The 19,459-nt window shown below is 65.5% G+C and carries 20 protein-coding genes; 9 read left to right on the top strand and 11 right to left on the bottom strand.

Annotation, left to right across the window (positions count from 1 at the left end):
* Nucleotides 1–256: 256 nt before the first annotated feature.
* Nucleotides 257–487, bottom strand: a complete 231-nt coding sequence (locus AC1C2R_RS01830) for an acyl-CoA carboxylase epsilon subunit (protein WP_495378742.1) — start codon at nt 485–487, stop codon at nt 257–259.
* An 8-nt stretch (nt 488–495) separates the two neighbouring features.
* Entirely contained in the window at nt 496–2,094 is a 1,599-nt protein-coding gene (locus AC1C2R_RS01825; protein ID WP_495378741.1) for an acyl-CoA carboxylase subunit beta, read from the bottom strand.
* A gap of 172 nt (nt 2,095–2,266) precedes the next feature.
* On the opposite strand from AC1C2R_RS01825, the gene AC1C2R_RS01820 reads away from it, so the two are divergent.
* From AC1C2R_RS01820 to AC1C2R_RS01810, 3 genes are all read left to right on the top strand, one after another.
* Entirely contained in the window at nt 2,267–3,169 is a 903-nt protein-coding gene (locus tag AC1C2R_RS01820) for a biotin--[acetyl-CoA-carboxylase] ligase (protein WP_495378740.1), read from the top strand.
* Between the two features lie 6 nt (nt 3,170–3,175).
* The gene (locus AC1C2R_RS01815; protein WP_495350838.1) at nt 3,176–3,742 is read left to right on the top strand and encodes a PH domain-containing protein; all 567 of its coding nucleotides are present in this window, start codon (nt 3,176–3,178) and stop codon (nt 3,740–3,742) included.
* 210 nt (nt 3,743–3,952) lie between these two features.
* Nucleotides 3,953–4,699, top strand: a complete 747-nt coding sequence (locus AC1C2R_RS01810) for a DarT ssDNA thymidine ADP-ribosyltransferase family protein (RefSeq protein WP_495350837.1) — start codon at nt 3,953–3,955, stop codon at nt 4,697–4,699.
* Between the two features lie 52 nt (nt 4,700–4,751).
* On the opposite strand, the gene AC1C2R_RS01805 is transcribed toward AC1C2R_RS01810, so the two are convergent.
* On the bottom strand, nt 4,752–5,294 hold the full coding sequence (locus tag AC1C2R_RS01805; RefSeq protein WP_495350836.1) for a GtrA family protein: 543 nt from the start codon (nt 5,292–5,294) through the stop codon (nt 4,752–4,754).
* An 87-nt stretch (nt 5,295–5,381) separates the two neighbouring features.
* On the opposite strand from AC1C2R_RS01805, the gene AC1C2R_RS01800 reads away from it, so the two are divergent.
* From AC1C2R_RS01800 to AC1C2R_RS01790, 3 genes are all read left to right on the top strand, one after another.
* Nucleotides 5,382–6,512 (top strand): 5-(carboxyamino)imidazole ribonucleotide synthase, encoded by a 1,131-nt coding sequence (locus AC1C2R_RS01800; RefSeq protein WP_495378739.1) that lies wholly within the window; start codon nt 5,382–5,384, stop codon nt 6,510–6,512.
* Between the two features lie 102 nt (nt 6,513–6,614).
* Complete coding sequence (gene purE, locus AC1C2R_RS01795) at nt 6,615–7,082, top strand: 5-(carboxyamino)imidazole ribonucleotide mutase (RefSeq protein ID WP_495380360.1); 468 nt, start codon at nt 6,615–6,617, stop codon at nt 7,080–7,082.
* A complete protein-coding gene (locus AC1C2R_RS01790; protein WP_495378738.1) occupies nt 7,079–8,443 on the top strand; it encodes an LCP family protein in 1,365 nt (454 codons plus the stop codon). Before purE ends, AC1C2R_RS01790 begins: the two co-directional genes overlap by 4 nt.
* Nucleotides 8,444–8,452: 9 nt before the next feature.
* Here AC1C2R_RS01790 and AC1C2R_RS01785 read toward each other — a convergent pair whose 3' ends face one another.
* The 3 genes from AC1C2R_RS01785 to rfbB form a co-directional block, all read right to left on the bottom strand.
* Complete coding sequence (locus AC1C2R_RS01785) at nt 8,453–9,589, bottom strand: glycosyltransferase family 4 protein (protein WP_495378737.1); 1,137 nt, start codon at nt 9,587–9,589, stop codon at nt 8,453–8,455.
* 74 nt (nt 9,590–9,663) lie between these two features.
* Complete coding sequence (gene rfbD, locus AC1C2R_RS01780; protein WP_495378736.1) at nt 9,664–10,518, bottom strand: dTDP-4-dehydrorhamnose reductase; 855 nt, start codon at nt 10,516–10,518, stop codon at nt 9,664–9,666.
* 4 nt (nt 10,519–10,522) lie between these two features.
* Nucleotides 10,523–11,518, bottom strand: a complete 996-nt coding sequence (gene rfbB, locus AC1C2R_RS01775) for a dTDP-glucose 4,6-dehydratase (protein WP_495378735.1) — start codon at nt 11,516–11,518, stop codon at nt 10,523–10,525.
* A 141-nt stretch (nt 11,519–11,659) separates the two neighbouring features.
* On the opposite strand from rfbB, the gene AC1C2R_RS01770 reads away from it, so the two are divergent.
* The 3 genes from AC1C2R_RS01770 (at nt 11,660) to rfbA (ending at nt 14,152) form a co-directional block, all read left to right on the top strand.
* On the top strand, nt 11,660–12,616 hold the full coding sequence (locus AC1C2R_RS01770) for a class I SAM-dependent methyltransferase (protein WP_495378734.1): 957 nt from the start codon (nt 11,660–11,662) through the stop codon (nt 12,614–12,616).
* 64 nt (nt 12,617–12,680) lie between these two features.
* Nucleotides 12,681–13,289, top strand: coding sequence for a dTDP-4-dehydrorhamnose 3,5-epimerase family protein (locus AC1C2R_RS01765; protein ID WP_495378733.1), 609 nt, complete (start codon nt 12,681–12,683; stop codon nt 13,287–13,289).
* 2 nt (nt 13,290–13,291) lie between these two features.
* The gene (gene rfbA / locus AC1C2R_RS01760; protein ID WP_495378732.1) at nt 13,292–14,152 is read left to right on the top strand and encodes a glucose-1-phosphate thymidylyltransferase RfbA; all 861 of its coding nucleotides are present in this window, start codon (nt 13,292–13,294) and stop codon (nt 14,150–14,152) included.
* A 150-nt stretch (nt 14,153–14,302) separates the two neighbouring features.
* On the opposite strand, the gene AC1C2R_RS01755 is transcribed toward rfbA, so the two are convergent.
* The 5 genes from AC1C2R_RS01755 to AC1C2R_RS01735 all read right to left on the bottom strand — a co-directional run bounded on the left by AC1C2R_RS01755 (nt 14,303) and on the right by AC1C2R_RS01735 (nt 19,371).
* Nucleotides 14,303–15,175: a glycosyltransferase family 2 protein gene (locus AC1C2R_RS01755; protein WP_495378731.1), complete on the bottom strand. Its 873-nt coding sequence runs from the start codon at nt 15,173–15,175 to the stop codon at nt 14,303–14,305.
* Nucleotides 15,172–16,407 carry an ABC transporter ATP-binding protein gene (locus AC1C2R_RS01750; protein WP_495378730.1) on the bottom strand — a complete coding sequence of 412 codons (1,236 nt, stop codon included), beginning with the start codon at nt 16,405–16,407 and terminating at the stop codon, nt 15,172–15,174. The genes AC1C2R_RS01755 and AC1C2R_RS01750 overlap by 4 nt, the downstream gene beginning before the upstream one ends.
* Before the next feature lie 3 nt (nt 16,408–16,410).
* Nucleotides 16,411–17,322 carry an ABC transporter permease gene (locus AC1C2R_RS01745; protein ID WP_495378729.1) on the bottom strand — a complete coding sequence of 304 codons (912 nt, stop codon included), beginning with the start codon at nt 17,320–17,322 and terminating at the stop codon, nt 16,411–16,413.
* A gap of 89 nt (nt 17,323–17,411) precedes the next feature.
* The gene (locus tag AC1C2R_RS01740) at nt 17,412–18,380 is read right to left on the bottom strand and encodes a GDP-mannose 4,6-dehydratase (protein WP_495378728.1); all 969 of its coding nucleotides are present in this window, start codon (nt 18,378–18,380) and stop codon (nt 17,412–17,414) included.
* Between the two features lie 7 nt (nt 18,381–18,387).
* Nucleotides 18,388–19,371, bottom strand: a complete 984-nt coding sequence (locus AC1C2R_RS01735) for a GDP-mannose 4,6-dehydratase (protein ID WP_495378727.1) — start codon at nt 19,369–19,371, stop codon at nt 18,388–18,390.
* Nucleotides 19,372–19,459 lie beyond the last annotated feature (88 nt).

The following is a 19,459-nucleotide window of genomic DNA, read 5'->3' as shown; positions in this document are numbered from 1 at the left end:
ATCCGTGGTTCGGCGCGAATGCGCCCAGACGAGGAATTTGCCCGGACAAGAAGGTGGGGGACCGATCTGAGATCGGCCCCCCATCAAGCCCGAGTCACGGCGACAACCCGAATATCGCCCTGACTCGCCCCCAACTGTCATCGGTTACCCGACCGATGACGATGGCGACTCCTATGGAGCCTGCACGATCAATACTGGTACACGGGTGGGCGGGGGCAAAGTCGTCATTTCGGGGGACACGATGAGGACACGGCGTTCAGCGAGATGCGCGCACCCAACGGCCGGCGCCGACGTCGAGCGGTCGGCGCATGGCCCCGCCGCTGCGCACCCAGGCGCTGCGCCCGTCGTCGGCGACGGATGCCGCGGATGACGCCTCCTCGTCGAGTGCGGCGAGGAGCACGGCGGTGACGGCCGCGGCGTCGCCCGGGGTGACGTCGTGGCTCGTGATTCGCAGCGCGGGGGCGCGGTCGTCGATGTCGTCGTCCATGTCGCTCCCTAGAGGGGGATGTTCCCGTGCTTCTTCGAGGGCAGGCTGGCACGCTTGGTTCGGAGCGCACGGAGCGCCTTCACGACCGAGACCCGGGTGGCCGCCGGCTCGATGACACCGTCGAGCTCGCCGCGCTCGGCGGCGAGGAAGGGCGAGGCCACGTTGTAGGTGTACTCGTTCGCGAGTTTCGTGCGCACGGCCGCGACGTCTTCACCGGCACTCTCCGCCGCCTTGATCTCAGCGCGGTAGAGGATGTTGACGGCGCCCTGCCCGCCCATGACGGCGATCTCGGCGGTCGGCCAGGCGAGGTTGATATCGGCACCGAGCTGCTTGGATCCCATGACGATGTAGGCGCCGCCGTAGGCCTTTCGGGTGATGACGGTGATGAGCGGCACCGTCGCCTCGGCGTAGGCGTAGAGCAGCTTCGCCCCGCGGCGGATGACTCCGGTCCACTCCTGCTCGGTGCCGGGGAGGTAGCCCGGCACATCGACGAGCGTGAGGATCGGGATCGAGAACGCGTCGCAGAAACGCACGAAGCGGGAGGCCTTCTCGCCGGCGGCGATGTTCAGGGTGCCGGCCATCTGGCTCGGCTGGTTCGCGATGATGCCGACCGAGCGGCCCTCGACCCGGGCGAAGCCGATCAGGATGTTCGGCGCGAACAGCGGCTGCACCTCGAGGAAGTCCCCGTGGTCGACGATGCCGTCGATGACCGAGTGCATGTCGTAGGGCTGGTTGGGCGAGTCGGGGATGACGGTGTTCAGCCGCCGGTCTTGGTCGGTGATCTCGAGTTCGGCTTCGGCGTCGTAGACGGGGGCATCCGTCATATTGTTGTCGGGCAGGAACGAGATGAGCGTGCGCGCGTAGTCGAGCGCATCGGATTCGTCGCTCGCGAGGTAGTGCGCGACGCCCGACACCGCGTTGTGTGTGAGCGCGCCGCCGAGCTCCTCCATGCCGACGTCTTCGCCCGTGACGGTCTTGATCACGTCGGGGCCGGTGACGAACATCTGGCTCGTCTTGTCGACCATGATGACGAAGTCAGTGAGGGCGGGGGAGTAGACCGCGCCGCCCGCCGCTGGGCCGCACACGATCGAGATCTGCGGGATGACACCGGATGCCTGCGTGTTGCGGCGGAAGATCTCGCCGTACTTGCCGAGTGCGACGACGCCCTCTTGGATGCGCGCGCCGCCCGAATCGAGGATGCCGATGATGGGCACACCGGTCTTCAAGGCGAGCTCCATGACCTTGATGATCTTCTCACCAGCGACCTCACCGAGGGAGCCGCCGAAGATGGTGAAGTCCTGCGAGTACACCGCGACCTGCCGGCCGTGGATGGTGCCGGTGCCCGTGACGACGGCGTCGCCGTAGGGGCGCTTGGCCTCCATGCCGAACGAGTGCGTGCGGTGCCGTACGAACTCGTCGAGCTCGACGAACGAACCGGGATCGAGCAGCTCGGAGATGCGCTCGCGCGCCGTCATCTTGCCCTTGGCGTGCTGCTTCTCGATGGCAGCTTCACCCGAGGCCGTCACAGCCTCGTGGTAGCGCAGCTTGAGGTCGGCGAGCTTGCCGGCGGTCGTGGAGAGGTCGGGGCCGTCAGTCGCTTCGGTCACGCCGTTCACTCTACCGGCGAACATCCGGCCGACTTCCTTGACGGAATCCTACAAATACCGCCCCGACGCTGGTGGCTATCGCCAGCCGCCAGTCCGCGCCCCGCCGCCCTCCCGGCCGAGTTGCCGCGATATGGCGATATTCGGGCAACTCGTCGGTGGGTAGGGTGATGCCATGGATTGGGAGCGATCGCGCGCGGCGGTGTCACGGTTCGAGTTCCTCGCCGAGGCGGGGTCGACCAATGATGAGTTGCGCGAGGCTGCGAGCGGGGCGGATGCCGCGCAGTGGGGTCACGGCGCAGTGCTCGTCACCGACAACCAGACGCGCGGCCGAGGCCGCCTCGGGCGTGTGTGGCTCGCGCCGACGGGGAAGACGCTGGCGATCTCGGTGCTGCTTCGGCCCGAGCTCGAGGGCGGCGCGCCATTCCCGGCCGATGCCTACGGCTGGATCCCGCTCATCGCGGGGGCGGCGATGACCGAAGCGGTGCGCCGGGCCGTGCCCGTCTCGCTCCCTGAGCCCGTCGAAGGGAGCACTCCCGCGCGCTTCGACAAGCACAGCGAGCACGCAGCCGAAGGCCGCACTGGAGGTGTCGAGGTCGAGCTCAAATGGCCCAACGACGTTCTCGTCTCGGGCTACAAGATCTGCGGCATCCTCTCGGAACTGCTGCCCCCTTCGACGGTCTCAGGAACCGCGGGAGCCGTGATCGTCGGCGCCGGCCTCAACCTGACGCTCGACGAGCACGACCTGCCGACGCTCACCTCGACGTCCCTGTTGCTCGTCACCGGTGAGCAGCCCGATGCCGACGCCGTATTGGCCGATTACCTGGCGACGTTGCTCGAGATGTTCGCCGCATTCGCCGCCTCGGGGGCGGATGCCTCGGCGAGCGGCATCGCCGGCAGGGTCAGCGCCCTCTGCGGCACGCTCGGCACCGAAGTCCGGGTCGAACTTCCCGGCGGCCGCGAGCTGCTCGGCCGCGCCGAGCGCCTCGACGACGACGGCCGACTCGTCGTGATCGACCGTGAGAACGGCGAGCCGTGGTCTGTCGCCGCCGGAGACGTGACCCACCTGCGGTATTAATGGCGTATGAGGCAAGCCGCGACACCCGACGCCGCTGCTGCCGCGCCGGCGCAGCCGCCCGAGCGCGTCGTCGCACGGGTGCGGCGACACGCACGGGTGTTGACGATTCCCGCAATACTTCTCGTCGCGGTCGCCGGTGCCACCGCCTTCGGTCTCAGCCTCGCCCCCGAGCTCTGGCAGGATCTCGCGATCGTGGGCGGGGCGGTACTCGTCGTGTTGCTCGGCTCGTTCCTGCCGTACATCGGCTGGCTGACGAGACGCACGACGATCACCACCCGGCGCATCATCGTGCGCAGCGGCATCTTCGTGCGCGTGCGACAGGAGTTGCTGCACAGCAGGGGATACGACGTGTCGGTGCGCCGCAACTGGGTGCAGAGCGCGTTCGGCTCGGGCGACGTGCGCATCAACACGGGTCATGAGCAGCCCTTCGTCCTGAAAGATCTGCCGAAACCCGAGCTCGTGCTGGGCGCGCTGCAGGAACTCATGGGCGAGGAACACTCCCGGATCGCCGACCGACGACGTGCCGAACAGTCGACGATCGACGGCGATACGGTCGCCTGGGGCGGCCGCTGACGACGCTCGTTGTCGCGGGCCGTCGAACGCGATGCAGCAGGACCTCTCCAAAGGACGTAACGTTGACAGGTGGTCTCGTGCGCCCCCGAGTGCGAGCCACACGATGAAGGGTTCCTCTTGGCCGACGAATGCAAACACGGTTTCGATGACGGCCTCTGCGCCATCTGCTTCCCGCCGCCGGAGCCGGAGCCCAAGCCTGCGCCCGCGCCGGTGGCTCGATCCGCACGCTCCTCGACGACCAGGAACGGCCGCCCGCCGGCTCGCGTACCCGGCGCCTCGCGCCCCGCGATCGCCTCCGACGCGCCGCGCCTCGACCTGAAGGCGATGCGCATCTACCACGTGACGCACATCGACAATCTCCCGCCGATCCTCGACGCGGGGGCACTGCTGGCGGATGCCGCAGGCGCGGTGCCGGTCATCGACCTCGCCGCGCCCGATGCTCGTGAGTACCGACGCGGCGCCGCGATCGGCGACACCGACACGGTGGTCGCCGACTACGTTCCGTTCCTGCTCACGACCGATGCTCACGTGTGGAACGCGGTGCGAACCGCCACTCCAGACCCGCGGCTTCGCGCAGAGGCCGTGAAGCGCGCTCCCGCAGACTTCGTCATCTTCGTGAGCTCACTGGCGAGCGTGCAGGCCGGCAACGCAGACGTGCCCGGTGCGATCGTCGTGAGCGAAGCGGATGCCGCGGTTGCAGGTGCGGCCGTCGCATCCGAGTGGTCCGACGTGCAGCGCCTCCTGCAACGACTGCACCGCGACGAAGAGGGTGCCGGTCTCGACGGCGCCGAACTGCTCGTGCGCGAGTGCCTGCCGCTCGACAGTGTCGCGCTCATCGCAGTGGCCAACGACCCCGTGCGCGACCGGGTGCGTGCAGCGCTCGCCGGCGCAGGCGTGCGCGCGCGGGTCGCGGTGTATCCGCCGTGGTTCCAGCCGACCGTCGAGGCGGCGGAGTAGCAGAAACGGTGCACGCTGCCGGTCGAAGCGGGGTCGGCTTCCTTCCACGTGCTCAGGGAGCGGCTGCACTGTCGGGCTCCTCGAAGAGTGTGCGCTGCGCCTCCTCGACGCGGGCGAGGTTCGAGAGTCCGTCGGAGCGGTGGTGTCCGAACACCCAGTAGCGGTAGAGCACGAACCGGAACGCGGTGCCGAGCGCGAGGCCGACGACGTTCGTAGCGATGTTGTCTGCCACGAGACTCGTGTAGCCGAGCCAATAGTGACTGACCCAGAGGCATCCGAGCGCGATGGCCATGCCGCCGAGCGAGACGATGACGTACTCGGCGAACTCGCGAACGTAGTTGCGGCGGCGGTGGTTGCGGAACGTCCAGTAGCGGTTGCCCAGCCAGTTGAAGATGATGGCGACGCTCGTGGAGATCGTCTTCGCGCCGATCGCCGATTGCGCCCAGTGGTCGTCACCGAAGACGCCGAGGCGCAGCAGGTTGAAGAGTGTGACGTCGATCACGAGGCCGATCAGCCCGACGACGCCGAACTTCACCGCATAGGCGAGCAGGCCGTTCCAGAGGCGTGCGAGGGCGCTCGCGAGGCGGGTGGACACCGGCACATCCTATGCCGTCGGCCGCGGCCTAGACTGAACAGGGCGCCCGCGCGGGCGCCGTTGACGGCGGTGAACGGAGTGCAAGGCGTGCGAGTCGGAGTGATCGGTGGGGGGCAGCTGGCCCGGATGATGATTCCCGCGGCGATCGAGCTCGGCGTCGATATTCGGGTGTTCGCCGAGGCCGACGGCATGTCCGCGGCGATCGCGGCCGATCGCGTCGGCGACTACACCGATGCCGCAGCAGTGCTCGCGTTCGCGCGCGACGTCGACGTCGTGACGTTCGACCACGAACACGTGCCGCAAGACGTGCTGCACGCCCTCGTCGACGCGGGAGTGCCGGTGCATCCCGGCCCCGATGCGCTGCGCTTCGCTCAAGACAAGCTGCTCATGCGCGAGCGCCTGTCGGAACTCGGTCTGCCGGTGCCCGACTGGGCCCGTGTCGAGACCGTCGCCGAGCTCGACGACTTCATCGCAGCCCATGACGGCATCGCCGTCGTGAAGACCCCCCGCGGCGGATACGACGGCAAGGGCGTGCGTGTCGTGCGCAGCGCAGCCGAGGTCGCCGAGTGGTTCGTCACGATCGCCGAAGACGGGCGCGACGGGGCGCTCCTCGTCGAGGAACTCGTCGACTTCCGCCGCGAGCTCGCGCAGCTCGTGGCCCGCCGACCCTCCGGCGACGTCGCGGCGTGGCCGCTCGTCGAGACCCTGCAGGTGGGCGGCGTCTGCAGCGAGGTCATCGCGCCTGCGCCCCACTCGGCCGGCCGGCTCGCGGATGTCGCGGCCGACGTCGCGATCACGATCGCCGAAGGGCTCGGGGTCACGGGCGTGCTGGCAGTGGAGCTCTTCGAGACCACCGACGACCGTATTCTCATCAACGAGCTCGCGATGCGCCCCCACAACAGCGGGCACTGGTCGATGGACGGCTCGACCACCGGACAGTTCGAGCAGCACCTGCGGGCCGTGCTCGATCTGCCGCTCGGCGCCACCGGCAGCCACGACGAGTGGTCGGTCATGGTGAACGTGCTCGGCGGCCCGGCCGAGGGGTCGCTCGCCGACCGGTACCCCGAGGCGCTCGCCGGGCATCCGACCGTGAAGATCCACAACTACGGCAAGGCGCCGCGGCCGGGCCGCAAGATCGGTCACGTCACGGCGATCGGCGACGATCTCGACGAGGTCGTCTACGAGGCGCGGGCTGCCGCAGCGATCTTCCAGGACTGACAACGAGTACGGGGCGTGCCCTGCGGTCATCTCACAGCACCCGCCCGTACACTCGATCAAGTGACTGAGACGAACACGCCCGCCCCGCTCGTCGGCGTCGTGATGGGATCCGACTCCGACTGGAACGTGATGCGCGAGGCATCCGCCCTGCTCGACGAATTCGGCGTCGCGCACGAGGTCGAGGTCGTCTCCGCGCACCGTACGCCCGAGAAGATGATCGCCTACGGCAAGCAGGCGGCTGCTCGCGGCCTCAAGGTCATCATCGCCGGTGCCGGGGGAGCGGCTCACCTGCCCGGCATGCTCGCCTCGGTCACCACATTGCCCGTCGTCGGAGTGCCCGTGCCGCTCTCGCGACTCGACGGTCTCGACTCGCTGCTCTCCATCGTGCAGATGCCCGCCGGTGTGCCCGTCGCGACCGTCTCCATCGGGGGTGCGAAGAACGCCGGCCTCATCGCGGTGAAGATCCTCGCGACCGCCGACCCCGCTCTCTCGACCGCGCTCGCCGACTACGCCGCCGACCTCGCAGCGCTCGTCGAGGAGAAGAACGAACGGCTCAAGCAGAACCGATGACGCTCGCCGCCAGCCCGATCCGCTACCCGGACATCGCCTCGCGCACGGTCATGACCCGCCGCGCGTGGTGGCTCGTCGTGCTCAATTTCCTGATCCCCGGCGCGCCGCAGGTGCTCGCCGGCAGCCGCCGGCTCGGCCGGTTCGGGCTCGGTACCACGCTGACGCTCTGGACCCTCGCGATCGTGGCGCTCGTCGTGTGGTTGATCTGGCCAGCGACGCTGTACACGATCTTCTCGATGTCGATCACACTCTGGGTCGTCGCCGCGGTGCTCGCCTTCTACGCGGTGCTCTGGGTGATCTTGACCTTCGATACGCTGCGGCTCGTACGGCTCGTGAAGACCGCGCCGTCGGCGCGCGCCTGGGTGGCCGCGTTCTCGGTGCTCCTCATGGCGGGCGTCTCGGGCACAGCCGCCTATGGTGCCTATTTCGCGACGACGGCGAGCGGATTCATCTCCTCGGTCTTCGTGGCCGGCCCGTCGAAGGAACCCGTCGACGGCAAGTACAACTTCCTCCTGCTCGGTGGCGACGCCGGGCCCGACCGTGACGGGCTCCGGCCCGACAGCATCACCGTCGTCAGCGTCGACGCCGAGACCGGTCAGGCCGTGACGATCGGCCTGCCGCGCAACATGGTGGACGTGCCGTTCCCCGAGGGCAGCCCGCTCGCCGAGCTCTACCCAGAGGGGTACGGTTCGATCGACGGCTGCGAGGTCGACGTCTGCATGCTGAACTCGATCTACACCGAGGTCGAGCTCGTGAGCCCCGAGATGTACCCCGACGCAGTCGCACAGGGCAGCGAGCCCGGCATCGAGGCGATGCGCGATGCCGCCGAGGCGATCACCGGGCTCGAGATCCAGTACTACGCGCTCATCGACATGGCCGGGTTCCAGCAGATGATCGACGCCCTCGGCGGCGTCACGGTGAACGTGCCTGAAGACGTGCCGATCCACGCCGACGAGACGTTCACGACCGTCGCCGAGTGGATTCCGGCGGGGGAGCAGCACCTCGACGGCTACCATGCACTCTGGTACGCACGTTCTCGCCACGGCACGAGCGACTACGACCGGATGGCACGCCAGCGGCAGATCCAAGAGGCCGTGCTCGCCCAGTTCAATCCCGCGAACGTGCTGTCGAAGTTCCAGGAGATCGCGGCGGCGGGCTCGCAGGTCGTGAAGACGGATGTCCCGCAGGGCAGCCTGGGCTACTTCGTCAACCTCGCGGGCAAGGCGAAGCAGCTGCCGATCATCGATGTCGAACTCGTGCCCGCGAACGACGTGGACCCCGAAGAGCCCGACTACGAGTACATCCGGCAGCTCGTGCAGCAGGCGGTACATCCCCCGACGGCCGAGCCGACCCAGGGGTAACCTCTTCGGCTACAGGTCGGCGTGCAGCTGCCAGACACGTTCGGCCGAGTCCCGCCAGCTGAACGCTCGGCTGCGGTCGCTCCCAGCGATGGCCAGGCGTTCGGCGAGGGCCGGATCGGTGACGACCGAGGTGATGGCGGCTGCGAGCCGGTCGCCGTACCCGTCGCCGACGCCGACCGGCACGGCGAGTCCCGCGCCTGCCGAGACTTCGAGGTACGCCGGAGCATCCGAGTGGATGACCGGGGTCGCGAGACTAAACGCCTCGATCAGTGCAGTGCCGGAGCCGTCATCGTGACTCGGCGCGATGAAGGCGGTTGCGCCGGCGAGCACGACGGCGAGGTCGCCGGCATCGAGTTCGTCGAGCTGCGTGATGCGTGCCGGCGAGATGCCCTCCTCCTCGGCGACGGCGATCAGATGCTGGTCACCCCAGCTCTCCGGCCCGAGCACGACGATCGGAATCTGGGGCACGCCTCGCCGCCCGAGCGCGGCGAACACGTCGACGAGGCCCTTGCGCGGCTCGAGCGTGCCGGGCACCACGAGGTACTCGGACGGAAGTCCCATCCGTGCCGCGCGAACGGGCGCATCAGCGCCGATCGTCAGGCCGGTGCGTGGTGCCGTGCCGATGACCCGGATGCGGTCGCCGAAATCGGCGATCTCACCGAGCCGCTCGGCGAGCGCGTGCGTGGGCACGACGACCGCGTCGGCGTGACGGCGGGCACGCTTGAGCATGCCCTTCTGCCAGGTCACGGAGGTCGCGCTGAGGGCCTCGGGGTGCGTCCACGGGAGCACGTCATGAACGGTGACGACCACTTGACCGCCGTCGCGATGGTCGTGCTTGCGCAGTGGTGCGAACAGGCTCGGAGCGTGAATCATGCCCGGCCCGGGCGATGTCGTCAGCCCGAGCTGCCAGGCGCCCGCGAGTTCACGCCGAGCGAGGGTCGTCTTGTACAGTCCGGCGAGGCCGGGGATCTCGGAAAGCACGCGGTCGTAGTCGTCGGGCGGCGATGACGAGATGATGCCCTCGACCGTGCAGTCCCGCGGCGTCGCCGCGACGATCGCGCGCGCGAGGTCGTGGGTGTACCTGCCGATCGCGCCCGGCACGGGCGCGATGAGCTGGTCGACGATGACGCGGAGGGTGGTCGTCACGAATACTCCTCAGCGGTCGGGGGTGGAATCCTCTTGGGCGTGGTCTCTCGGGAGGTGGAGTGCCATTGCGCCCGTCACGACGACGGCGCGAAGGCTCCGTGCCGGATTGCGTCGCGAAGGCCGGCGCGCCAGTCGCGGATCGGCTCGAGTCCTGCATTCGACCAGGCCTCGTGGCCGAGCACGGAGTATGCCGGTCGAGGTGCAGGCCGAACGATCGACGCGCTGTCGATCGGCGCGATTCGATCTGGATCGAGACCAGAATCCTCCAGGATAGCCCGTGCGAATCCGAACCAGCTCGTCTCGCCGCTGCTTGTACCGTGGTAGATGCCTGCAGGTGCGTCCGCGTCGAGCAAGGCGACGATTTGCCGAGCAAGATCGACGGTCCATGTCGGCTGCCCCGACTGGTCGTCGACGACCGACCAAGTGTCTTTCGTCTCAGCGAGCTTCAACATGGTCTTGGCGAAATTTGGTCCATGCGCGCCGTACAGCCAAGCGGTTCGGACGATGAACGTCGCTCCGGGATTCGCGGCGAGAGCAAGTCTCTCCCCTTCGGCCTTGGTGCGCCCGTAAGCCGAGATCGGAGCGTAGACGCCGTCCTCCGGGTACGGGGAAGAAGCTCGACCGTCGAAGACATAGTCCGTCGAGACCTGGACGAAGCGCGCCCCAGCAGCCGCAGCTGCAGCTGCGAGAATTGCCGCCCCTGTCGCATTGGTGGCGAACGCCTCGGCTTCGTGAGTTTCTGCTTCGTCGACCCTCGTGTAGGCGGCAGCATTCACCACGACATCGTGGCCGCTGACTGCAGCGAGCACTGCAGAGGTATCCGTCACATCGAGATCAGCGCGACCGAGTGCCGTCACTTGGCGATCGGCGAGGGCGGTCTGAAGGTCGCGACCGAGCATGCCTGCGGCACCGGTGATGAGGAAGCGCATTCGCCTACTGCCCCTGCGCCCGGTAGCGCGCCTCGGTTGCGTCCTTCTCTGGCGCCCACCAACCTTCGTGCCCTTGATACCAGGCGATCGTGTCGGCGAGTCCTGACGCGAAGTCGGAGAACTGCGGTTCCCAGCCCAGTTCATTGCGCAGACGCGACGAGTCGATGGCATAACGAAGGTCATGGCCGGGGCGGTCCACCACGTGATCGTATGCGCTGGCTGGCTGGCCGAGTTCAGTGAGGATGAGCTCAACGACCTCTTTGTTGTTCTTCTCCCCATCGGCCCCGATCAAGTAGGTCTCGCCGATCTCGCCCTTCTCGAGGATGGTCAGCACCGCGGATGAATGGTCGTCGGCATGGATCCAGTCGCGCACATTCACACCGGACCCGTAGAGCCTCGGGCGTTCGCCGCGCAGGACGTTCGTGATCTGGCGAGGGATGAACTTTTCGACGTGCTGGTACGGGCCATAGTTATTCGAGCAGTTGCTGATCGTGGCCTGCACGTCGAAGGAACGCACCCAGGCCCGCACGAGCAGATCACTGCCGGCCTTCGTCGCCGAGTACGGGCTCGATGGATTGTACGGGGTGTTCTCGGTGAAGCGGGCCGGATCGTCGAGCTCGAGGTCGCCGTACACTTCGTCGGTGGAGATGTGGTGGAAGCGGATTCCATGCTTCCGCGCCGCTTCGAGCAGCGTGTACGTGCCGATGACGTTCGTCTCGAGGAACGGGCTCGGGTCATCAAGCGAGTTGTCGTTGTGGCTTTCGGCTGCATAATGCACCACCGCGTCGTGCTCGGCGAACAATCCGTCGATGAGTGGCGCATCAGTGATGTCGCCCTTGACGAAGCGGGAGCGATCGGCCGGCAGCCCATCGAGTGATGCGAGGTTGCCGGCATATGTGAGCTTGTCGAGCACGGTGACCGTGTGGTCGGTGTTCGCCACGACGTAGTGGACGAAGTTTGAGCCGATGAAACCGGCGCCGCCGGTGACGAGGATCTTCACGTGGTATTCCTTCATGCTCGGGACCGAGTCGCTGTCCGCGATCGTCTAGATCGAGTAGAGATCCAATTCTAGCCAGTCGTGCCACGCACTCCGGGCGGCGCCGTGAGAACGGGGTCGCTTGGGGAACCAGCATGGGTAGCATTGTCCAACGGTGCCGGAGCGGACGACGACGCCCCGGTCGACAGGGAGGTCATTTTGATGCACGAACTTGACGGGGAGATCGCCGCGACCTCGTTCTGGAAGCCGAAGCACCTGGTGCCTTCCGCTTGGCATGAGCACGCCCCGTTCGCTGCATGGCTTGTCGGCGCGGCCCGGCCCGAACTCATTGTCGAGCTCGGCACGCACAACGGCTTCGCCTACTTCCAGTTCTGCGAGACGATCGCACGCCTCGAACTCCCAACACGTGCGCTCGCTGTCGACACATGGGTTGGGGATGACCATGCGGGCTTCTACAGCGAAGACGTATACCAGAGCGTCGCGGCGATCAATGAGGCCGATTACGCTTCGTTCTCCACTCTCTTCCGCGGGACATTCGACGAGGCGCTCGCCGTCGTGGACGACGGAACTGTGGATCTGCTGCACATCGACGGACGCCACGGCTACGACGATGTGAGGCACGATTTCGAGTCATGGCTTCCGAAGATGTCTCCCCACGGCGTCATGATCTTCCACGACATCGTTGAGCGCACCGAGGGCTTCGGGGTCTGGCAGTTGTGGGAGGAACTCGCGGTGCGCTATCCATCCTTCGCATTCGAACACGGCCACGGTCTCGGCGTCCTCGTTACGGGAAGTGACGTCTCGACGGCGGTCCATTCGTTCATCGATCTGGGGCGGCAGCGTCCCGAGCTGCTCCGCGGTGTCTACGAGGGCATCGGCGCCCAGACGACGGCGGACTTTGAGGAGAGTCGACGTGCCGAAGACCGCGAGCGGGCATTGGCAGAGAGCGTCGCCCAGACCGAGTCGGCCAATGCTCGGCTGCGCGCAGTGGAAAGAGAGGCCCAGAGCCTGCGCGAGCGGGTCATAGCGTTCGAATCCAGCACCAGCTGGAAGGTGACGAGACCGCTTCGGGCCGCCGGGTCGCTTCTGCACCGTGGATAAGACCCCGATCGAGCCGCTGTCGACTCGACGCGCGGGGGAACCAGGTCTTCGTTAGACTTCCGGAGTGCAGATCCGCGAATTAAAGGTCCCCGACAGCTACGAGATCACCCCGAAGCAGTTCGGCGACGATCGGGGGGTATTTCTCGAATGGTATCGATTTGATCGTCTCGAAGAGACGGTCGGACATCCCCTGTCGCTCGCGCAGGTGAATACCTCGGTATCGAAGCGCGGCGTCGTCCGCGGTATTCACTTCGCCGATGTGCCGCCAGGCCAGGCGAAGTACGTCACAGCGACACATGGCGCCGTGATGGACTTCGTGATCGACATCCGCGTGGGTTCCCCCACATTCGGTCAGTGGGACTCCGTTCTGCTCGACGACGTCGATCGTCGCGCCATTTACATCCCGGAGGGACTTGGACACTGCTTCGTTGCGCTCACCAGCGATGCGACGGTCAGTTACCTAGTGACGGCTACGTTTAACGCCGGGCGCGAGCACGGCATCAACCCGCTCGATGCCGACGTCGCTCTCGACTTCGGGATCGATTCTGAGGCGCTCCTGCTCTCGCCGAAGGACACCGATGCGCCGAGCCTCGTCGAGGCGACTGATTTGGGCCTTCTGCCGTCCTGGGACGACACGCGTGCGTATTATCACGCGCTGAACAAGGGGATCTGACGATGCGCGGCATCATTCTCGCCGGAGGCTCCGGCACTCGACTGTGGCCTATCACCAAGGGCATCTCGAAGCAGCTCATGCCGATATACGACAAGCCGATGGTCTACTACCCCCTGTCGACGCTCATGATGGCGGGAATTCGGGAGATCCTCATCATCACGACGCCCGAATATCACGATCAGTTCCGCGCACTGCTCGGCGACGGCTCCGAACTCGGGATCCGTCTCGAGTTCGCGGTGCAGCCCTCGCCCGATGGCCTTGCACAGGCGTTCATTATCGGCGAGGAGTTTATCGGCGACGAGAGCGTCGCTCTGGTGCTTGGCGACAACATCTTCCACGGCACAGGCCTCGGGTCGTCGCTGCGGAACAACGCCGAGATCGAGGGCGCGTTGATCTTCGCATACCAGGTGAGCGATCCGACCGCGTACGGAGTCGTCGAGTTCGATGAGGAATTCACCGCGCTCTCCATTGAGGAGAAGCCACTGGCACCGAAGAGCAACTATGCCGTGCCCGGCCTGTACTTCTACGACAATTCCGTCGTGGGGATAGCCAAGACTATCGCTCCCAGCGATCGCGGCGAACTCGAGATTTCAACGGTCAATGAGCGCTACCTCGCTTCCGGTCGGCTCCGTGTCCAGGTGCTGGACCGCGGCACCGCGTGGCTAGACACCGGCACATTCGAGTCGATGATGCAAGCTTCGGAGTACGTGCGCGTGATCGAGGACCGGCAGGGCTTCAAGATCGGATGCATCGAAGAGATCGCTTGGCGCGCCGGGTGGATCGATGACTCCACCCTGCGAAAGCTTGCGGAACCACTCGTCAAGAGCGGATATGGACGCTACCTGCGATCGCTCACCAGCTGAAGCCGGACGTCTGGCCGCGTCGTCGGCGCATCCGATTGACGGTTCTGAATCAAGTCCACTGGGCTGGCCACGCATCGAGCGGTGCACGTGGCGGGGGCGAGTTTGGGAAGCTGCCGCGTCGCGCGTTCCGACCACTCCGCCTTCGAGATGCTAGGCGTCCCTGTGACGGCTTCGCCACACTGCAAGACCTGAGCGCAGACGAAGGCCGGCGAGCAGGAAGATCCGCATTGGCGCAAGCCACGGCGATGCATAGCGCTTGGTGAGAAATCGTTCCGCACTTCGGTGGTGCTCCACGAGCATCGTGGCCGATTCCGTCGCGGTCGAGCGGGCCCCATGGTGGGTCGCCGATGCGTTCGGTTCGTAGATATTTAGCCATCCGGACCGACCGAAGCGATAGCCCAAGTCGACATCCTCGAAGTACATGAAGAAATCCTCATCGAATCCTGAAATGGATTCGAACGCCGAGCGACGCACGAGAATGCAGGCCCCAGACAGCCAGCCGGCTTCGCGCGACGATTCAATGGACTCGGAGCCGACGTGATATCGCTTGGTCCATGGGTTGTCGGCCCAGACACGCGAGAACAGCGCATGCCCGATGCCGAATCGCACGGAGGGCACCGATCGAGCAGAAGGATACGTCGTGCCGTCTTCGTTCAAGATCCGAGGGCCGACACTGGCGATCCGTGGATCCGTGAGCGCCCGCTCGATCAGGATGTCCATCGTCGACGGCACCAGTACGACATCAGGATTGCTGATCAGGATCCACTCGACCGAGTCAGGCAAGCTTCGCACTGCCGCATTGATCGCCCCACCGTAACCGAGGTTCGACGACATAGGGAGGTAAATACCACCGCGGAGTCGAGTGATCTCTGCGGCGGAACCGCTGGAGGGGAGATTGTCAACCACTACACAGAATGTGGCCTCACTTGACGCCTGGTCGGCACTAATTAGGAAGCTGTCCAGCTCGCGGTCCGACCGGTATGCGACCGTCACGATGGCGCGGGCTGGAGCGCCGGCGTTCACCCTGACGTGACCTGATCCGCGTGGACGGCACACGAGGCATCGAACTGCACCACCCCGGCGCCCGCCGGATCGTTCTCGAAGTCGAGATACGCCGCGGGGTTGAGCATGTCGATCGTCGTCCCGTCGATCGTTGTGGCGCCAGCACTCAGGATGAGGCGATCTCGACCGAAATTGGTGTCGCGGATCGTGAAATCGATCCGGTAATTGCCGGGGTCGGTCGGGAGGTTCATCTCCATGCCCTCTGAATTGAGACGGTACACGGTCTGACCGAGCGTGGACTCGAAGGTGAAGCCGGTGATCCAGTCGACCTTCTTACGCACGGTCGCATGGATCGAGATCGTCAGATCGGTGCCGCGGGGGATGGGTACCGGCCCGAGTTTGGCTCCGTCGGCCGTCTGGACGGTGACGTCGTCGATGGTGACGGTGCCATCCGACCCCGTCTCTTCACCGCCATTGCGCGCGGCTGCGACTTCCTGGGCGGCGACCCGGTCCCGCTCGTAGCCCTCGCGGAGCACGCGGATGCCCTCGCCGACCCCTCCGTCGTGCACGATCCTGCCGGCATCGAGCACAATGGTGCGACTGCAGACATCCGCCACCTGCTCGGCGGAGTGGCTCACGAGGACGATGGTGCGTCCTTCCCGCTGGAACTGGCGGATCTTCGTCATACACTTCTGCTGGAACGGTTCATCTCCGACAGCAAGGACCTCGTCGACGAGCAGCAGGTCGGGATCGGAGTGCACTGCCACGGCGAATGCTAGCCGAACGTACATTCCGGAGGAGTAGAACTTGACTTGGGTGTCGATGAAGTCACCGATTCCAGAGAACTCGACGATGTCATCGAAGACTGCATCCGTCTCTTCCGTCGACATGCCCAGGATGGATGCGTTGAGATAGACGTTGTCTCGGCCGGAGAGGTCGGAGTGGAATCCAGCGCCGAGTTCGAGCAGCGCTGCCACGCGCCCGCGACGGAAGACCTTGCCCTCTGACGCGTCGATGATGCCGCCGATGACCTTCAGCAGGGTGCTCTTGCCAGAACCGTTGTGCCCGATGAGCCCGACGGATTCGCCGAGCTCGACTTGGAACGAGACCTCGCTCAGTGCGGAGAATTCCTCGCGCGCCTTCTTACGATGGCGGAAGTAGAGGATACGTTCTTTGATGGATTTGTCCTTGTGCAGCACGAAATGCTTGGACACCCCCTCGACACGGATGAGGGGGTCGATATCGACGGTCATCGTTCAGAGCTCCTGCGCGAAGTTGCTTTGAAGGCGGGAAAAGATCCTCTGCGCCACGAGGAAGAGCAGAGCGCTCACGAAGACTGCGATGAGCATCCGCAAGCCAAGATTGGGTGGCCAGTATTGGTTGGGGTCATTCGCCCCCGAGACCCACATCGCTTTTTGCATGCCGACCACGGCGAGCGTGACGGGATTGGCCAGGTAGAGCTCTTCGAGCCAGGAACCGTGCAGTGCGTTGTTCACAAACGCGAGCGAATAGGTGATGGGTGAGGCCCAGAAGAAGATGAGCATCATGATCTCGACGAGATGCTGGACATCGCGGAGGTAGACGTTGAGTGCGGAGAGCACGAGGGCGAGAGCGGTTCCGAGTACCACGACGATGGCGATGGAACCGACAGCATAGAAGAGCTCCCAGTGGAGTGGCACGCGACCGAGCACGATCGTCGCGGAGACGAGCACGATGAACTGCACGACGAAGTTGAACATCGCACCGCCCAGGGCCGCGAGGGGAAAGATTTCACGCGGCACGTAGACCTTCTTGACGAGCCCGGCGTTCCCAACGATCGACGTTGTTCCGGAACTCACGATCTCGCTGTAGAGCCCCCACACCGTGAGGCCGGTGAAGACGAAGATCGCGAAATCGGGAATCGATCGCGCGGCACCCAAGAACTGGCCGATGGCCACATAATAGATGAGCAATTGGGCGAGTGGCCTGATCAACGACCACACGATACCGAGGCTGCTGTTCTTGTACTTGGCTCGAAGTTCGCGTACGACGAGACGCCGCAGCAACTCCCGGTAGCTAAATATCTCCTTGAAGGAGGCCACGAAGCCGCGTCCACCGCTGGTGCGACCGACCTCGCGAAGCGGCTCGTCGACGATCCGGGTGGACACGTCGATTGCGCGAGAACTCATGGGCTTCCTTTCACTTGCAAACACTGCATTCTAGCCATCGATGTCCCGCCCTCACCTGAGAGCGAACCGCTGACGAGAGAGTCGCCTGATCATCGGGAAGCTTGAAGCAACTGGACGTCGTGACGGACCATGGCAGCAACCATCTCGTCGAATCGCACGGTCGGCTCCCAGCCCAGCACCTCTCGTGCGCGGGTGGCGTCGCCGCGTTGCGCCGAAGCATCAGCAGGCCGGACGAACGCGGTATCCGTATCGACGAGTCCTTTCCAGTCATCGATTCCGACGGCTTGGAACGCGGCTCTGACGAAATCGCGCACCGAGTGCGTGTCGCCCGTTGCAACGACGTAATCCCCGGGTACTGACGCTGCGCGGACGAGTGCATCCGCATAGTCCGGTGCCCACCCCCAGTCGCGCACCGCATCGAGGTTTCCGAGGGTGAGTGTATCGGCGAGGCCGAGGCTGATGCGTGCGACACCCTGCGTGATTTTGCGCGTCACGAAGGTCGACGGCCGGCGAGGGGACTCGTGATTGAACAGGATGCAGCTGGAGGCTTCGAGGCCGACGCCACGGTACAGGTCGACGAGCAGATGCCCGTAGGCCTTCGCGGCACCGTACGGGTTGACCGGCGCGATCGTGGTCGCCTCGCTCTGGGGTGTCTCGGCCGCGCGACCGAAGATCTCCGCGCTTGATGCCTGGACGAACGCGACCGGCCGGTTGAGGCGCTCGCGTAGACGCCATGCCGCATCGAGCAACACAGCAACGGGGAGTGCCGTCAACCGAGCGGCTTCCACCGGCGTCGTCCAAGACGCCGCAACCGACGTCAGGCCCCCGAGATTGAAGATGGCGTTGGGCTTGAGAGCTTCGACGAGGCCCTCAAGGCGACGATCGTCCGTGAGGTCGCCTTCATGCAGTCGCGCGGTCGGCACCAGCCCCTCCAAAGCTGCCTGGGCCTCGTCTCGGGTACGCACCAGGCCGTGCACCTCCCAGCCCTCCCTGGCAAGCTGTTCGCCAAGGTAACTCCCCGTCTGGCCGGTGATGCCGGTAATCAGCGCCGTGGGCATGGAAGATCTAGGCGTCCCCACGTGCGACACGCTCGATGTCGGCGTCCACCATCATGTCGACGAGCTCCGGGAAGGAAACTTGGGGCTGCCAACCCAGTTCGGTGCGCGCCTTGGTGGAGTCGCCGATGAGCAGGTCAACTTCAGCAGGGCGGAAGAAGCGCGGGTCCTGAGTGACGTAGCGGTCCCAGTCTTCCAAACCGGCGCGAGCGAATGCCCGCTCGATGAACTCCCGGACGGAGTGGGTCTCGGAGGTCGACACGACGTAGTCATCGGCGGTCGGCTGCTGCAACATACGCCACATTGCGTCGACGTAGTCACCGGCGTAGCCCCAGTCGCGCTTGGCGTCCAGGTTGCCCATGACGAGGCTGTCCTGCTTTCCCGCGGCGATACGCGCGACCGCGAGGGTGATCTTCCGGGTGACGAACTCCGGGCCGCGCAACGGCGACTCGTGATTGAACAGGATCCCACTGGATGCGTGCATCCCGTACGACTCGCGGTAGTTGATCGTCATGTAGTGGCCGAAGACCTTGGCCACACCGTAGGGGGAGCGCGGCCACAGCAAGGTCGACTCCCGCTGAGGGACCTCCTGCACCTTGCCGTACATCTCAGAACTCGAGGCCTGGTAGAACTTCACAGCGCTCAGGTCGTCTCCGGCCCAGAGACGAGTCGCTTCAAGCATGTTGAGCACGCCCTTGCCGGTGACATCGCTCGTCAGATGTACGTTTTCCCAAGAGTAGGCGACGAATGAGATCGCACCGAGGTTATAGATCTCGCCGGGCTGGGATGCGTCGACGGCACGAAGCAAACTCGACAAGTCGAGAAGGTCTCCCGTCAGAATCTTCACCTCGGGGAGTGCCCGTTCAAGGAACTCGATCTTGGGATTGTTCTGCCCGCGTACCAGCCCGAAGACCTCATAGCCCTTGGAGAGAAGGAGCTTGGCTAGGTAGTAGCCGTCCTGTCCGGTGATACCGGTGATGAGAGCGCGAGGCATGACGTCCAATCAGATCAAGGCAGCCGAGAGGCAATCAATATTGGTGCAGGCTGCCGCTACACTCAGACTACCTGTGACCCCTGGAGGC

The sequence above is a fragment of the Agromyces sp. Y182 genome (assembly GCF_059445385.1).
The sequence above is the reverse complement of the archived record's forward strand: the minus strand, read 5'-3'. Positions and strand labels throughout refer to the sequence as shown.

Coding starts and splice junctions, on each gene's coding strand:
- AC1C2R_RS01735 (WP_495378727.1), bottom strand. CDS start 19,371: ATGCCTCGCGCTCTCATCACCGGTATCACCGGACAGGACGGCTACTAC.
- AC1C2R_RS01790 (WP_495378738.1), top strand. CDS start 7,079: ATGACGCTCGCCGCCAGCCCGATCCGCTACCCGGACATCGCCTCGCGC.
- AC1C2R_RS01745 (WP_495378729.1), bottom strand. CDS start 17,322: ATGAGTTCTCGCGCAATCGACGTGTCCACCCGGATCGTCGACGAGCCG.
- AC1C2R_RS01750 (WP_495378730.1), bottom strand. CDS start 16,407: ATGACCGTCGATATCGACCCCCTCATCCGTGTCGAGGGGGTGTCCAAG.
- rfbD (WP_495378736.1), bottom strand. CDS start 10,518: ATGCGCTTCCTCATCACCGGTGCCGCAGGCATGCTCGGTCGCGACCTT.
- AC1C2R_RS01815 (WP_495350838.1), top strand. CDS start 3,176: ATGAGGCAAGCCGCGACACCCGACGCCGCTGCTGCCGCGCCGGCGCAG.
- AC1C2R_RS01820 (WP_495378740.1), top strand. CDS start 2,267: ATGGATTGGGAGCGATCGCGCGCGGCGGTGTCACGGTTCGAGTTCCTC.
- purE (WP_495380360.1), top strand. CDS start 6,615: ATGGGATCCGACTCCGACTGGAACGTGATGCGCGAGGCATCCGCCCTG.
- rfbA (WP_495378732.1), top strand. CDS start 13,292: ATGCGCGGCATCATTCTCGCCGGAGGCTCCGGCACTCGACTGTGGCCT.
- AC1C2R_RS01740 (WP_495378728.1), bottom strand. CDS start 18,380: ATGCCCACGGCGCTGATTACCGGCATCACCGGCCAGACGGGGAGTTAC.
- AC1C2R_RS01830 (WP_495378742.1), bottom strand. CDS start 487: ATGGACGACGACATCGACGACCGCGCCCCCGCGCTGCGAATCACGAGC.